This window comes from Aliivibrio wodanis (assembly GCF_052920805.1).
On the sequence record NZ_JBREXA010000002.1, the window covers coordinates 2,818,296 to 2,833,212 of the forward strand.

Sequence of the window (14,917 nt, forward strand, 5' to 3'; positions counted from 1 at the left end):
CAATAGCGACAGTTGTGAGCAAACGTTTGCAAAAATTTAAACGTAAGTTTTTTAATTTTAAAACGATAGAATAAATAGGACTATTTCCATGTCTAAGATCTTCGATTTTGTAAAACCTGGTGTTATTTCTGGCGACGACGTACAGAAAGTATTTGAAGTAGCAAAAGCAAACAAATTTGCTCTTCCTGCAGTAAACGTAATCAACACTGATACTATCAATGCTGTTCTTGAAGCTGCTGCTAAAGCTAAAGCTCCAGTTGTTGTTCAGTTCTCTAATGGTGGTGCTGGTTTCTTCGCTGGTAAAGGCGTTAAACTTGAAGGTCAAGGCGCACAAATCCTTGGTGCTGTAGCTGGTGCAAAATACGTTCACGCAGTAGCAGAATCTTACGGTGTTCCAGTTATTCTTCATACTGACCACGCTGCTAAGAAACTTCTTCCATGGATCGACGGTCTACTAGACGCTGGTGAAGAGTTCTTCGCGCAAACTGGTAAGCCATTATTCTCTTCTCACATGCTAGACCTTTCTGAAGAGTCTCTAGAAGAGAACATCGAGACATGTGCTAAGTACCTAGAGCGTATGGCTAAACTAAACATGACAATCGAGATTGAACTTGGTTGTACTGGTGGTGAAGAAGACGGCGTTGATAACTCTGATATGGACGCATCTGAGCTTTATACTTCTCCTGAAGATGTTGCATACGCATATGAGAAACTAAACGCAGTTAGCCCACGTTTCACTATCGCAGCATCTTTCGGTAACGTACACGGTGTTTACCAAGCTGGTAACGTTGTACTTACTCCTACAATCCTACGTGACTCTCAAGCACATTGTGCTGAGAAATTCGGTATCGCGGCTGATGCACTTAACTTTGTATTCCACGGTGGTTCTGGTTCTTCTGAAGCAGAAATCCAAGAGTCTATCGGTTACGGTGTTATCAAAATGAACATCGATACTGATACTCAGTGGGCTTCATGGGATGGCGTTCGTACATACGAAGCTGAAAACCGTGATTTCCTACAAGGTCAAATCGGTAACCCAACTGGCGAAGCTGCGCCAAACAAGAAGTACTACGATCCACGTGTTTGGTTACGCGCTGGTCAAGCTTCAATGGTTACGCGTCTTGAAAAAGCATTTGCTGACCTTAACGCAGTTAACGTACTATAATTTTTATTATAGAACGCTCTAATTGAGTTAATAAAAAACCCGCTGATAGCGGGTTTTTTTATGTCTGAATCCTTTAAGCGAAGCGATCTGAAACCTATCTATATTCTTTAAATATAAAAAAGCAGCCTGTAAATACAGACTGCTTTTATCGTTTCTAGAGCGTAGCGTTCTAGCTAGCGAAGCGTATAGAAATTACTTTTTCTTTTTCTTCTTCGGTGCAAGTTTCTTCGCTAAAGCCGCTTTTTTCTTCGCGTTCTTTTTTTGTTTGTTCTTAAAGACTGCTTTTTTATGCTGTGGTTTTAATCCTTCAACAAAGCGTTCTTTAATGACTTCATCTTCTTCTTTAACGTAGCGACCCACGCGTTCCATCATCTTCTGATCATGTGCTTCGATTAAAGAAACCGCATTACCTTTTTTACCTGCACGAGCAGTACGGCCGATACGGTGTAAATACACATCAGCAGTACGTGGCATATCAAAGTTAATAACGTGAGTTACATTAGGTAAATCAATACCGCGAGCAGCAATATCTGTTGCAATAAGAACATTAACTTTGCCATCACGGAAACGAGCGATAGCATTATTGCGACTTTCTTGTGGCATATCGCCTTGTAGCCAGGCGCATGAAATCTTAGCTGTTTCTAAGTGGCCACGAAGCTCAGCAAGACGCTCGCGCGTTTTAACAAAGACAATTGAGCGTTCAGCTTGTTGAGTTAAGATACTTTTTAATAGCTCAATTTTATGAGGCATATTATCGGCACGGTGATACCACTGTGTGATCTTCTTACGCTCACGACGCGATGGCTCAGCATTAATTTCAGCTGGCTCATTAAGTAGGTCGGCTGTGAAACCTTCTACACCACGGCCTTCTAATGTTGCAGAGAATAAGAAGGTTTGCTTACGCCAGCGACACTCTTTTGAAAGACGATCAACAACAGGACCAAAGCCCATATCTAGCATACGGTCAGCTTCATCAAGGATCAGTGTTTCAATAGCTCGACAATCAAAGCGCTCAGCTTCGATGTACTCCATTAAACGCCCTGGTGTCGCTACAACGATATCTTGAGTAGTAGCAAGAATATCAGCGTGATCTTGGTAGCTAATACCGCCTGTGATCGTAAATACTTTATGGCGTGTGTACTTTGATAATTCACGAGCTTCATCGGCAACTTGAATGGCAAGCTCACGAGTTGGCGTTAGGATCAGAATACGCGCAGGTCCTGGATCACGACGAGGGAAGTCGTCAAGGTGCTGTAGTGCTGGCAGTAAGAAAGCTGCTGACTTACCAGTACCAGTTGGAGCAGAAGCAAGAATATCTTTTCCTTCTAATGCTTCAGGAATAGCCATAGCCTGAACTTGAGTTGGACGTTGATAACCAATCTCCTCAAGAGCGCGCAATAGGTTAGGGGATAGATCGAGATCAGCAAACGTTTTGATCAAGGGTAGATTCTCCGTTCAGGTCTAAATAGAATATTTTCCAACCTAACTCAGTATTTTACTACTTATTTAGATTGGTATTAGCCAGACATTATAGTGATTTATTAGAGATGGATCACCGATCTTTTAATCCATATTGAGATAAAAGCATCTAGTTAACTGAATAAAGTCGTGACTGTATCCATTTTCACTATGAATCACTAACGTATTCTCTTGATAATCATAAGGAAAAAGAGAAAGCTCAATCAATAAACGGGAAACTTCTTTTTTTTCTGTTGTTTTCACTTTTGTTAGTTTAGTTAAGTGAAAATCGTCATTTTTAGCTATTTGAATAAATTGATTACCTTCGAAAAGTGGAAGAATGAAGCTTGCTCGACCTTGAGTTGTGAGTAGTTTTTTACATTGAGCTAGTAAATCACTAAATGGTAATGAATTAGAGTGACGTGCAACAGAGCGCTCCCCTTTTTTAGATTGTTCCCCATTATTGAAATAAGGTGGGTTACAAATAATAGCGTCATACTTTTTATTTACCTGGTAGGAGAGAATATCCTGATGAAATAAATGCAAACGTTCTGCCCATACGCTGTTTAGAAAATTCGTTTGTGCAACTTGTGATGCTGCTGGCATTAGTTCGATAGCATCAATGTGACTAGATAGCTCTCTTTGAGCACACATTAAACTTAATAGCCCAGTTCCACAGCCGATATCGATGATGGAAGAACTATTTTTAATATTCGCCCATGAGCCGAGCAATACCCCGTCAGTACTTACTGGCATGCCACATTCACCAATATCAATATGGAACTGCTTGAAAGTGAAGCTTTTATTCATGAATAACCTAAATATACGTCAGATGTTAATGTTGTGCTTTATATGTTAATTAGTGTGATGTTCTATTTTTAATATTTTGTTGATGCTTTCTATGCTGACTGATCACTCTTTTATAAATGTTATTTTTGGTTGATAACACTGCTTTTTAACATAATTACAACTAGATTATGGTGTTTTAGACTAAGCTATTGCGATTTAATGATTTATTAGTCATTATTCTGAAATAAATATCAAAAAAGATATAAAACACAATATTTAATACACACAACATTATACAAGGGTTTCCTGTGAAACAATCATTAAAACTTGCCGATATTATTGCTGTCGGCTTTATGCTTTTTGCCTTCTTTTTAGGTGCTGGTAATATTATTTTCCCTCCAATCGCAGGTCAGATGGCTGGTGAGCATGTTTTTAGTGCGATGAGCGGTTTTCTTATTACAGCTGTAGGTCTGCCATTATTAACAATCATTGCCATTGGCGTTGCTGGTGGTTCTTGGCAGCACCTTACGCGTGATCTTCCACCAAAAGTCGCTATGGTTATGGCGATACTTATGTTCGTTATTATTGGTCCAGCCTTTGCTGCGCCACGAACAGGCTTAGTAGCTTATGAAATGGCAGCAAAACCTTTTATTGGAGTGAATGCGGGTCAGTTTTCTTTAACATTATTCTCAATCGCATTTTTTTCAATCGCAATGTTCTTTGCATGGTCTCAAGGCAAGCTTATCGATACGATTGGTAAGTTCTTAACACCTGCATTATTTGTTGGTTTAATGGTTCTTGCTATTGCTGTTTTCGTGAATCCTCAAGGTGACATTATTGCAGCAACAGGAAACTATATTGATAGTCCTTTAACTACGGGGTTTTTTGAAGGCTATAATACTATGGATACCTTTGGTGCCTTGATGTTCGGTATTTTGATTATCGATGCATTAAAAAAGAAAGGCATTACAGAGCATAAAGCAACCACAAAATACCTGACAATGGCAGGTTGTATTGCTGCACTTGGTTTAGCGTTTGTGTACATTTCTTTATTCTACCTAGGGGCAACATCAAGTACGGTTGCTGCGGGTGCTGAAAATGGCGGGGCGATTTTAACTGCATACACTCATGCATTGTTTGGTTCTTCTGGCCAAATAGTATTATCTATTATCGTATTGATTGCTTGTTTAACAACTGCGATTGGCCTGATCTCAGCATGTGCTGATTACTTTAGTTCAATTTGCAAAGTGACGTATAAAGCATGGGTTATTATTGTTGGTGTTGCATGTGCAGTGGTTGCTAATGTTGGTTTAAGCCAGTTAATTACCTTGTCGGTACCAGTATTGTTCTTACTTTACCCTGTAGCAATTGCGTTGGTGGCATTAGCATTTACACGTAAGTTTATGCCAAACCCTCGTCTTGCTTACCGAGTTGTGATTTTAGTTGCGACCTGTTTTGCTGTATTAGATGCAGCGAAGGTTGCTGGTGCAGATATGTCAGCGTTCTCTATGTTACCAATGTTTGATCACGGTATGGCTTGGGTTATCCCAACGTTTGCTTCGATGATTGCTGTTCGTTTTGTTGGTAAGAAAGAAGACGAACTAGTAACTGAAAACGCATAATTCTAGAAACTAGAGACTAGAGACTAGAGACTATAAGAGCGAGTGTAACTGTTTAAGTTTACTCGCTCTTTTCTTTTATAGGAGCGAAGCGTTCTAGTTAGCGAAGCGTATCGTTTCTAGTGTTAAAGTGAATCGTGATACTCAACTAACACCTGCTCACACCACTGCTCAATACGCTCATCACTCTTATCATATTGACTGTCTTCATCTAGCGCCAAACCAACAAAGTGAGATTCATCTTCAGTCAATGCTTTTGATGCATCAAACAGATAGCCTTCATTTTTCCAATAACCAATAAATTTAGCATCAGTGGCTTTTAATTCATCGTGCAATAAACCCATCGCATCTAAGAACCATTCGCCATAGCCTTCTTGATCACCTAACCCAAATAGAGCGATGGTTTTACCTTGTAAAGAAAGGCCATCAAGCTCTTCCCATACGGCTAACCAATCTTCTTGAATTTCACCAAAATCCCATGTAGAAATACCAAGTAATAACAAATCATAATCGTTCATTGTTGTTACTGGGGTCTCTTTAATATTGTAGATATCAACCAACTCTTCGCCCATTGTTGCTCTGATTTTTTCAGATGCCATTTCGGTATAACAAGTGGAAGAGCCGTAAAACAGACCAATTTTCATTTTAACTACCATATTAATGAGGACGAAAGCCTAGTGTACCGCAAATGATTCTTAAAATTAAACTTGCAATGAAAGCCGTGATAATTGTTTAATACTGTAATTCTAACCAGTATTTTTGGTTTTCAGTAAATGGTGATGGCAATGAACAATGATATGGCTTTAATAGAGCGTTTTTTAGATACCATGTGGATGGAGCGTGGATTATCAGAAAATACGTTAGCTTCATATCGAAATGACTTGGTGAAGTTACTGCAATGGCTAGAAGATAATCATTATAAATGTGCTTCTATTTCAGCAATGGGGTTAAATGAATATCAAGCATATTTGGTAGACAAAGAATACAAGCAGACTTCACGAGCACGTATGTTGTCAGCACTTCGTCGATTTTTCCAATATCTACACCGAGAAAAAATTCGTGGTGATGATCCAACCGCGTTACTGATGAGCCCTAAGCTACCGCAACGATTACCAAAAGATTTAAGTGAAGAGCAAGTAAATGATTTATTAGAAGCGCCTAATGTAGATGATCCATTAGAGCTTCGTGATCGCGCAATGTTAGAATTGCTTTATGCAACAGGTTTGCGTGTGACGGAATTAGTCAGTTTAACCATGGAAAACTTAAGCCTGCGTCAAGGTGTGGTTCGTGTTACTGGTAAAGGCGATAAAGAACGTTTAGTGCCGATGGGAGAGAATGCCGTTGATTGGATCCAAACTTTTCTAGATCAAGGGCGCCCAGCCTTACTTGGCGAGAAAAGCTCTGATGTGGTATTCCCAAGTAAACGCGCAAGGCAAATGACAAGGCAAACCTTTTGGCATCGTATTAAGCATTATGCAGTGATTGCCGGTATTGATACTGACAAATTATCACCTCATGTTTTACGTCATGCTTTTGCGACGCATTTACTAAACTATGGTGCAGATCTTAGAGTCGTACAAATGTTACTTGGACATAGTGATCTTTCGACAACACAAATATATACTCATGTAGCAACGGAACGTTTGAAACAGATCCACCAAGAGCATCATCCTCGTTCATAATGGATAAGGAACTTCTTGTAATTTTAAGACTCTAAAAATCAAACCTTCTACTATTATTTCTTTTATAGGTATCTTTTATGTCATTTATTCGCCGTACTAGCGCGATGATTATTGCTCTACTAAGTGTTGTCTCTTTTACTGCTTGTTCTGATGAGCAAGCGAAAGAAAAAGTAGTCTCTCCATCTGCAGTAGAATTATCTCAATCAGATTCAGAAGAAATTATTACTCAGCGTTTAATAACATTAGGCTTACCTGTTGAAGCAATTCATGACTCTGAAGTAGATGGTTTTAAGCAAGTTGAAACGCCATTTGGTATTTTTTATGTATCAGATGATGGTAAGCACTTTGTTCAAGGGCGTATCTTTGAGTTTGATGAAAATGGCAATATGAAAGATTTATTAGCAGCTCGTTTTGCAAAATTGGTTGATAGCCAAAGTGAGAACATGATTGTGTTCCCGGCGAAAAACGAAAAACATGTAATCACAGTTTTTACTGATATCACTTGTGGTTACTGTACAAAGCTTCATAAAGAGATGAAAGATTATAATGATGCGGGTATTACGGTTCGTTATTTAGCGTATCCTCGTCAAGGCTACCAAGGTTCTGTTGCTGATAAAATGGCACAAATTTGGTGTGCTGATGATAAGCAGCAAGCAATGGCTGATGCGAAATCAAATCGTGCAATCAATGGTTCAAAACCAGCAACAGCTCAGTGTAAAAATATCATCAAAGAGCAATATTTATTAGGTCGTAAAATGGGTGTGAATGGTACACCTGCAATTGTACTGCCTAATGGTGATTTAGTTCCTGGCTACAAACCAGCACAAGAGCTTTTGAAAGACTTAGAAAAATAATTCTTTTTTAACCTAATTTAAGTCCCCGCAATACTTGTTTAAATTAAGTATGGTGCGGGGATTTTTTTATCTTAGTAACTCTAACTTTAGGCCATTATCATGATTGAAGTGAAACGTCGTCTTATTCCAGAAATCCCTGCTTTACCAAGTTCAATTCCTTCAATCTTACAACGGATTTATGCAGCTCGAGGGATCACATCAAATAGTCAATTAGACCGTGGCGCGAGATCACTGCTGTCATTTCAATCCATGCATGGAATCACCAAGGCTGTCGATATTTTAGTTGAGGCGATTGCCAAACAAACCCGTATTATTGTTGTGGGTGATTTTGATGCGGATGGCGCGACGAGTTCGGCACTATCTGTCATGGCATTTCGACTGATGGGTAGCAGTAATGTGGATTACTTAGTGCCGAATCGTTTTGAAGATGGTTATGGGTTAAGTCCTGATGTTGTTGATCAAGCTAAAGATATGGGTGCTGAGATCATCATGACGGTAGATAATGGTGTTTCATCAATTGAAGGTGTTGCAGCTGCGAAAGCCTATGGAATGCAAGTGGTCGTAACCGATCACCATTTACCGGGATCTTCTTTGCCAATCGCTGATTCAATTGTTAACCCTAACCTTGAGGAATGTGCGTTCCCATCAAAATCACTAGCAGGCGTAGGTGTGGCTTTTTACTTGATGCTAGCGATTCGAGCTCGTTTACGCGAAAATAATTGGTTTGAAACTCAAAATATTCCTATTCCGAACCTTGCTGATTTATTGGATTTAGTCGCACTAGGTACCGTTGCAGATTTAGTTGCACTTGATGAAAACAACCGTATTTTGGTACATCAAGGCATTCAACGTATTCGTGCGGGTAAATGTCGTCCGGGTATTCAAGCGTTAATCGAAGTAGCAAATAAAGTGCCTTCTCGAATTGTTGCTTCTGATTTTGGTTTTGCATTAGGCCCAAGAATCAATGCCGCAGGACGCTTGGATGACATGTCGTTTGGTGTTGAGCTTCTTATGTCCAACAATATTCATGCTGCACGCCGCATGGCCTCAGAGCTAGATGCCTTAAATCAAACTCGTAAAGAAATAGAGCAAGGCATGAAAGATGAAGCAATGGCGATTTGTGAGCGCTTAGAATTCGGCGCACAAAGTGAATTGCCTTTTGGCTTGGTGTTATTCCAGAGAGATTGGCATCAGGGTGTGATCGGTATTCTTGCTTCTCGTATTAAAGAAAAATATCACCGCCCAGTGATTGCCTTTGCTGATGGCGGTGATGGTTTCATTAAAGGCTCATGTCGTTCTATCTCTGGCTTTCATATGCGTGATGCCTTGGATTTGATTGATACTCGAAATCCTGGGCTGATTTTGAAGTTTGGTGGTCATGCAATGGCGGCAGGCTTAACCATTAAAGAAGTTGATTATAAGAAATTCAGCCAAGCTTTTGATGATGTGGTTCGCGAATCGGTGGAAGAAGAGGCGCTTAATGGGGTGGTTTTATCTGATGGTGAACTAACACCAGAAGAATTTACCTTAGGCACCGCTGAAATTATTCGAGCGGGTGGACCATGGGGACAAGCCTTCCCTGAACCTATTTTTGATGGTGAATTTAAAGTGTTAAATCAAAGATTAGTGGGTGAGAAGCACCTTAAATTAATGTTAGAACCAATTCATAAAGATTTTCCAACCAATCAAATGGTCGATGCGATTGCTTTTAATATTGATGTGCGTCGTTGGCCAGATGCGTCGGTACAAAAGGTGAAGCTAGCTTATCGTTTAGATATCAATGAATTTCGTGGTAATCAAACATTACAACTAATGGTTGAATATATAGAACCAATGTAAAGCTACCGCTCTATAAAGTAAGCAGGTTGAATTATATCAAATATTCCGTTAAGAAAAGCTTAATGAAATATTACCTTCTTGTTTTGTATGAAAATAGAAAGGCTTGTATTCCGAGTTGAGGTTAAATAAAAAGAAATTTGGTGTGATTAAATTTACACCATTTTCTTAATCCTTATTGTTCTTACTTTCAGAGGTTGAAATACCTCGATTTCTATCACACTTTTGGTTAAAATCTCTCGGTTATTTTTTATTCGGCGATGATAAACACCATGTTCGAAATTAATCCTATTAAAAACCGCCTACAGGATGTGTCTGATCGCACAAATATCCTGAGGGGGTACCTTTGACTATGATGCTAAGAAAGAGCGTCTAGAAGAAGTCAATGCAGAGCTAGAACAACCAGAAGTATGGAATGAACCTGAGCGCGCACAAGCATTAGGTAAAGAACGTGCCTCTTTAGAAGCGATTGTTGAAACTATTGACCAATTAGATTTAGGCGGCGAAGACGTTGAAGGTTTACTTGAGTTAGCTGTTGAAGAGCAAGATCAAGAGACGTTTGATGAAATAGAGCCTGAACTTGCTGAATTAGAAGAAAAACTAGCGACGTTAGAATTTCGTCGTATGTTCTCAGGCGATCATGACCCATCTGATTGTTATATTGATTTACAATCTGGCTCTGGCGGTACAGAAGCGCAAGATTGGACATCAATGATGTTGCGTATGTATTTGCGTTGGGCGGAAGCTAAAGGATTTAAGACGGAAGTTATTGAAGTCTCTGATGGCGATGTTGCTGGCCTTAAAGGGGCAACAGTTCGTATATCAGGTGAATATGCTTATGGTTGGCTGCGTACTGAAACTGGTGTGCACCGTTTAGTTCGTAAGTCTCCATTTGATTCAAGTGGTCGTCGACATACCTCATTTGCTTCAGCATTTATCTATCCTGAAATAGATGACAATATTGAAGTGGATATCAATCCTGCTGATTTACGTATTGATGTATACCGAGCTTCTGGCGCGGGTGGCCAACACGTAAACACCACTGAATCTGCGGTACGTATTACTCACGTTCCGACAAATACAGTTGTGCAATGTCAAAATGATCGTTCTCAGCATAAAAATAAAGCACAAGCGATGAAGCAGCTAAAAGCAAAACTGTTTGAACTTGAGCTTCAGAAACAAAACGCAGAGAAACAAGTAAACGAAGATTCTAAATCTGATATCGGGTGGGGCAGTCAGATCCGCTCATACGTATTGGATGATTCGCGTATTAAAGATTTGCGTACCGGCATTGAAAATCGTAATACGCAAGCCGTATTAGACGGTGATTTAGATAAATTTATCGAAGCCAGCTTAAAATCTGGATTATAAGAAAGGGTTCATTATGACTGACCAAGTACAACAAGATGAAAATAAACTGATTGCAGAGCGTCGTGGTAAATTAGACCATATTCGTCAATCATGTAAGGCTAATGGCCACCCAAATGATTTTCGTCGTGAAAATCTAGCGGGTGATCTTCAAGCAGAGTTTGGTGAAAAAACCAAAGAAGAGCTAGAAGAAATGAACCATGTAGTCGCTATTGCTGGCCGTATCATGGCTAAGCGCGGTCCATTCTTATTGATCCAAGAAACGTCTGGTAAGATCCAAGCTTATGCAGCAAAAGATGTGCAAAAAGAGCTTAAAGAAAAATACCAAGGCTTAGATATCGGTGACATCATCGGTGTTAAAGGTGCTCTGCATAAATCAGGTAAAGGTGATCTTTACGTGAACATGGATCACTATGAATTGCTAACTAAAGCACTTCGTCCATTACCAGAAAAATTCCATGGCTTAACTGATCAAGAGATGCGTTATCGTCAACGTTATGTTGATTTGATCGTTAATGAAGACTCTCGTCAAGCATTCATCATTCGTTCAAAGCTAGTTGCTTCTATCCGTAACTTCATGAGTGCGAAAGGCTATCTAGAAGTTGAAACTCCAATGATGCACGTGATCCCTGGTGGGGCAACAGCGCGTCCATTTATCACTCATCACAATGCGTTAGATATCGATATGTACCTACGCGTTGCTCCTGAGCTTTATCTAAAGCGTTTGGTTGTTGGTGGTTTTGATCGTGTATTTGAGATCAACCGTAACTTCCGTAACGAGGGGCTTTCTCCACGTCACAACCCTGAATTTACAATGATGGAATTCTACCAAGCTTATTCTGATTACAAAGACCTAATGGATCTAACAGAAGAGATGCTAAGCACTGCAGCGCTAGATGTTCTTGGTTCTACATCTATGCCTTATGGTGATGAAACGGTTGAATTTGGTGGTACTTATGCACGCATGAGCATGTTTGAAGCGATTAAGCAGTACAATCCTGATCACGCTGAAATTCAAAAAATGACTGAAGCTGACATTCAAGATCGTGATTTCATGGTGTCAATTGCAAAATCAGTTCATGTTGAAGTAGAAAGCTTCTGGACATGTGGTCAACTTCTTGAAGAAATCTTTGGTGAAACGGCTGAACCTCAGTTAATTCAACCAACATTCATTACAGGTTACCCTGCAGATATCTCTCCATTAGCACGCCGTAGCGATGGTAACCCGTTCTTCACAGACCGCTTCGAGTTCTTCATCGGTGGTCGTGAAGTAGCAAATGGCTTCTCTGAGCTTAATGATGCACAAGATCAAGATGAGCGTTTTAAAGCACAAGTTAACGCAAAAGATGCTGGTGATGATGAAGCAATGTACTATGATGCAGATTATATTACAGCCCTAGAGCATGGCCTTCCACCAACAGCAGGTCAAGGTATTGGTATTGACCGTCTAGCGATGCTATTCACTAATACTCATACAATTCGCGATGTTATTTTATTCCCAGCAATGCGCCCACAAGCGTAATGTAAGCTAAGGCGAATAAATAAAAAAAGGGCAGCTTCTATAGCTGCTCTTTTTTACTTTTTAATTCAATTGACTTAACTTTTACAATTCCCTTCTACGAACACCTTCTTATTTAAAAGTCATAAAAAGCCATCTGCTTATTCTATTTCATTCATTTAATATCATTAATGAGTCATTTTTTTAGCTAATATGTTAAATATCACTTGTGAAATGTCGATATTTTGTATTTACATTGTTTAAAAGATGACGAGCGTCTCATCAGTGAGACGCTGATGAGTCTTAAAACCTGTATAGTTGCCTTAAGAAATATTTCAGTTGGCTTAATTAACAAATTTAGAGGTAATGCTATGGGTACTCAGTTTCGTATGGACTCTGTTCCTGGTTCATTAGTTGTGGTAGGGGGAAGTTATGAACCTTGGTTAGCAGTATTAGAACAAGTTGGTTGGCGTTGTCATCGTTGTTATGACCTCCGAGCAGCGCAAGCACTGTTTGATGAAATTGGCCCATGTATTGGCATTGTAGATTTAAGCCAAGATGATTTCAGCCTTAATGGTATCGCGACGTTAGTAAATAATAATAAACAAGTTCGTTGGATGGCCTTTATTCGAGAATCTCAATTAAGTTCAGATACCATCTGCCAGTTTATTGTGAATTTCTGTGTTGATTTTTTCACAGCTCCAATTCCTGATGCTCAATTGCTTAGCACAATCGGCCATCAATTAGGCATGTTGAAGCTAGAGCGTAAAGTATGGCCTAATATGGGAAATAAATCTGACTTAGGAATTTTAGGTGAAGCTCCAGCAGTAAAGCGCTTGCGTGATCAGGTTCGTCGAGTGGCACCAACGGACGTATCTATTTTAATTTCAGGAGAAAGCGGTGTAGGTAAAGGTGATGTTGCCAAAGCGGTTCATGAGTCATCAGGAAGAAATAAAGGTCCTTTTATTTCTTTAAATTGTGGTGCGTTATCTGAAAGTAAAATAGAGCAAGAGCTTTTTGGTTTTGAGGCTTTAAGCTTTGAAGATACTAAATTATTTAAAGCCAATGGTGGGACGTTATTTTTAAATGATATTAATGATTTACCTTTAACTCAACAGCAAAAATTATTACATTTTTTACAAGAAGGCTGCATAGAAACAGCGCAAGGAGTAATAGAACTTGATGTAAGAGTGATTGTGGCAAGTCATATTGATTTAGAGAAGCAGGTAGAAGAGGGTTATTTTAAAGAAGAGCTTTATTATCGTTTAAATGTCCTTCGTATACATGCCCCCTCTTTAAAAGAGAGAGGCGCAGATATTTCAATTCTTGCTGAACATTTTTTGCAAAAATACGCACGAGAATATAATACTCAAGCTCGAACCTTTTCGGAAGAAGCAATGCAAACTATGCTTTATTATCAATGGCCTGGTAATATTCGTGAGTTGGTAAATCAAGTAAAAAGAGCGGTATTACTAGCAGATAGTATGACGGTAGATCTTGAGCATTTAGATTTGCCTCAGCGCACCGAAATAAAACGCAGTTTACGTGTAATTCGTGAAGACTCTGAACGAGACGCACTACTTACGGTATTAGAGTCCCACGACGGACAAGTATCTTCAGCTGCTAAAGAACTCGGTGTTTCTCGGGCGACAATGTATCGGTTGTTGAATAAGCATAATCTAATTTCAGAACCAAGAAGCTATAGTTAGATATATCAAAGGTTTACTGATGAGAGTAAGCCTTTTTTAATCAAAAAATGACGTTAGGATCTTATGGGTAAAATGAGTTTTTAAATAGAACCCTCGTGGTAAAGTTTTTATAGGCTGGCCATTTTCACCATAAGCTTCTGTTAATGCTTTGCTATTGGCAGCTTTTGGTCTTAATTGAAGAACTTCACCATGCCTTGCTGTAATTGATTCAACCTTACCTAAAACGATTAAATCCATCAATTCTTCCCAATCTTGTTGGAGTTGAGACTCTTCAATCAATGAAGGTCGCCAGAGAACTGGATAACCAACGTGTCGATCACCGACAGGGATCTCTCTTTCTCCTTCTACTGGGATCCATAAAACATGAGCTAATTTATGGCGCACATGTGATTCTTCCCAACGTAAATTATGAATGCCTGTTAATGGTGCAACAGAAACAAATGTTGTTTCGAGTGGTTTTCCTACATGGCTAATTGGGATTGTTTTTAATTCAATACCAAGATCAATAAAATCAGGTAGGGGTTTACTACCAGCAGAGGCCCCTAGATGCATCTCCAATAACTGTCCAACCCAGCCCTTATCTCTCTTTAAATTTTCAGGAACCGGTATACCTGATTGTGCTGCGAGCTCTGATAATGTATAGCCTGCAATGTGTTGGGCTCTCGTTAGAAGCTCATTAATAGTCGTAGGGGGAGATTGATTCATAGTGGCTTATTCATAGTGTGCAGTGAGCAAGATTAACATATTATTCTTTGCATTTAGCACTTTACTTAGATCTCATTAAGTTATCCACATTTGAGGGTGTTTTTTATACAGAACTATTTTTTCTGTACCTATATACAGTGCTTTATTTATGAATAAGTTATTGACTTTTGGATGTTTATATCATTAATTCAATATAAGTTGTGGGCAATTCATCATTTGGTCATTATTTAATCA

General features: G+C 39.3%; 12 protein-coding genes. 8 read left to right on the forward strand and 4 right to left on the reverse strand.

Annotated elements, in window-relative coordinates; translation table 11 throughout:
- The first annotated feature begins 88 nt into the window (after nt 1–88).
- The gene (gene fbaA, locus ACU5DF_RS21145; protein ID WP_446714065.1) at nt 89–1,165 is read left to right on the forward strand and encodes a class II fructose-bisphosphate aldolase; all 1,077 of its coding nucleotides are present in this window, start codon (nt 89–91) and stop codon (nt 1,163–1,165) included.
- A gap of 192 nt (nt 1,166–1,357) precedes the next feature.
- Here fbaA and srmB read toward each other — a convergent pair whose 3' ends face one another.
- Both srmB and ACU5DF_RS21155 read right to left on the reverse strand, forming a co-directional pair.
- The gene (srmB, locus tag ACU5DF_RS21150; RefSeq protein ID WP_045102874.1) at nt 1,358–2,605 is read right to left on the reverse strand and encodes an ATP-dependent RNA helicase SrmB; all 1,248 of its coding nucleotides are present in this window, start codon (nt 2,603–2,605) and stop codon (nt 1,358–1,360) included.
- A gap of 123 nt (nt 2,606–2,728) precedes the next feature.
- Nucleotides 2,729–3,433 (reverse strand): tRNA1(Val) (adenine(37)-N6)-methyltransferase, encoded by a 705-nt coding sequence (locus tag ACU5DF_RS21155; protein ID WP_446714066.1) that lies wholly within the window; start codon nt 3,431–3,433, stop codon nt 2,729–2,731.
- A 287-nt stretch (nt 3,434–3,720) separates the two neighbouring features.
- On the opposite strand from ACU5DF_RS21155, the gene brnQ reads away from it, so the two are divergent.
- Nucleotides 3,721–5,034: a branched-chain amino acid transport system II carrier protein gene (gene brnQ / locus ACU5DF_RS21160; protein ID WP_446714067.1), complete on the forward strand. Its 1,314-nt coding sequence runs from the start codon at nt 3,721–3,723 to the stop codon at nt 5,032–5,034.
- A 122-nt stretch (nt 5,035–5,156) separates the two neighbouring features.
- Here the strand turns inward: brnQ and fldB are convergent, their stop codons facing one another.
- A complete protein-coding gene (gene fldB, locus ACU5DF_RS21165) occupies nt 5,157–5,675 on the reverse strand; it encodes a flavodoxin FldB (RefSeq protein WP_446714068.1) in 519 nt (172 codons plus the stop codon).
- A 141-nt stretch (nt 5,676–5,816) separates the two neighbouring features.
- Between fldB and xerD the strand changes: the two genes are divergently transcribed.
- The 6 genes from xerD (at nt 5,817) to ACU5DF_RS21195 (ending at nt 13,978) form a co-directional block, all read left to right on the forward strand.
- Nucleotides 5,817–6,713 carry a site-specific tyrosine recombinase XerD gene (xerD, locus tag ACU5DF_RS21170; RefSeq protein WP_060992475.1) on the forward strand — a complete coding sequence of 299 codons (897 nt, stop codon included), beginning with the start codon at nt 5,817–5,819 and terminating at the stop codon, nt 6,711–6,713.
- 77 nt (nt 6,714–6,790) lie between these two features.
- Nucleotides 6,791–7,567 carry a bifunctional protein-disulfide isomerase/oxidoreductase DsbC gene (dsbC, locus tag ACU5DF_RS21175; protein WP_045102869.1) on the forward strand — a complete coding sequence of 259 codons (777 nt, stop codon included), beginning with the start codon at nt 6,791–6,793 and terminating at the stop codon, nt 7,565–7,567.
- A gap of 99 nt (nt 7,568–7,666) precedes the next feature.
- A complete protein-coding gene (gene recJ / locus ACU5DF_RS21180) occupies nt 7,667–9,406 on the forward strand; it encodes a single-stranded-DNA-specific exonuclease RecJ (protein ID WP_446714069.1) in 1,740 nt (579 codons plus the stop codon).
- A 269-nt stretch (nt 9,407–9,675) separates the two neighbouring features.
- A protein-coding gene (gene prfB, locus ACU5DF_RS21185) for a peptide chain release factor 2 (protein WP_446714070.1) occupies nt 9,676–10,774 on the forward strand; the annotation gives its coding sequence in 2 pieces (ribosomal slippage) (nt 9,676–9,750 and nt 9,752–10,774; 1,098 coding nt in all).
- A gap of 13 nt (nt 10,775–10,787) precedes the next feature.
- Complete coding sequence (gene lysS, locus ACU5DF_RS21190; protein ID WP_045102866.1) at nt 10,788–12,293, forward strand: lysine--tRNA ligase; 1,506 nt, start codon at nt 10,788–10,790, stop codon at nt 12,291–12,293.
- 347 nt (nt 12,294–12,640) lie between these two features.
- Nucleotides 12,641–13,978: a sigma-54-dependent transcriptional regulator gene (locus tag ACU5DF_RS21195; RefSeq protein WP_446714071.1), complete on the forward strand. Its 1,338-nt coding sequence runs from the start codon at nt 12,641–12,643 to the stop codon at nt 13,976–13,978.
- Between the two features lie 36 nt (nt 13,979–14,014).
- Here ACU5DF_RS21195 and mutH read toward each other — a convergent pair whose 3' ends face one another.
- Entirely contained in the window at nt 14,015–14,683 is a 669-nt protein-coding gene (mutH, locus tag ACU5DF_RS21200) for a DNA mismatch repair endonuclease MutH (protein WP_045102864.1), read from the reverse strand.
- Nucleotides 14,684–14,917: the final 234 nt, after the last annotated feature.

Bases quoted from the DNA above. Each gene is read 5' to 3' on its own strand.
- ACU5DF_RS21195 (WP_446714071.1), top strand. From the start codon at position 12,641: ATGGGTACTCAGTTTCGTATGGACTCTGTTCCTGGTTCATTAGTTGTG.
- dsbC (WP_045102869.1), top strand. From the start codon at position 6,791: ATGTCATTTATTCGCCGTACTAGCGCGATGATTATTGCTCTACTAAGT.
- fldB (WP_446714068.1), bottom strand. From the start codon at position 5,675: ATGAAAATTGGTCTGTTTTACGGCTCTTCCACTTGTTATACCGAAATG.
- xerD (WP_060992475.1), top strand. From the start codon at position 5,817: ATGAACAATGATATGGCTTTAATAGAGCGTTTTTTAGATACCATGTGG.
- fbaA (WP_446714065.1), top strand. From the start codon at position 89: ATGTCTAAGATCTTCGATTTTGTAAAACCTGGTGTTATTTCTGGCGAC.
- ACU5DF_RS21155 (WP_446714066.1), bottom strand. From the start codon at position 3,433: ATGAATAAAAGCTTCACTTTCAAGCAGTTCCATATTGATATTGGTGAA.
- recJ (WP_446714069.1), top strand. From the start codon at position 7,667: ATGATTGAAGTGAAACGTCGTCTTATTCCAGAAATCCCTGCTTTACCA.
- lysS (WP_045102866.1), top strand. From the start codon at position 10,788: ATGACTGACCAAGTACAACAAGATGAAAATAAACTGATTGCAGAGCGT.
- mutH (WP_045102864.1), bottom strand. From the start codon at position 14,683: ATGAATCAATCTCCCCCTACGACTATTAATGAGCTTCTAACGAGAGCC.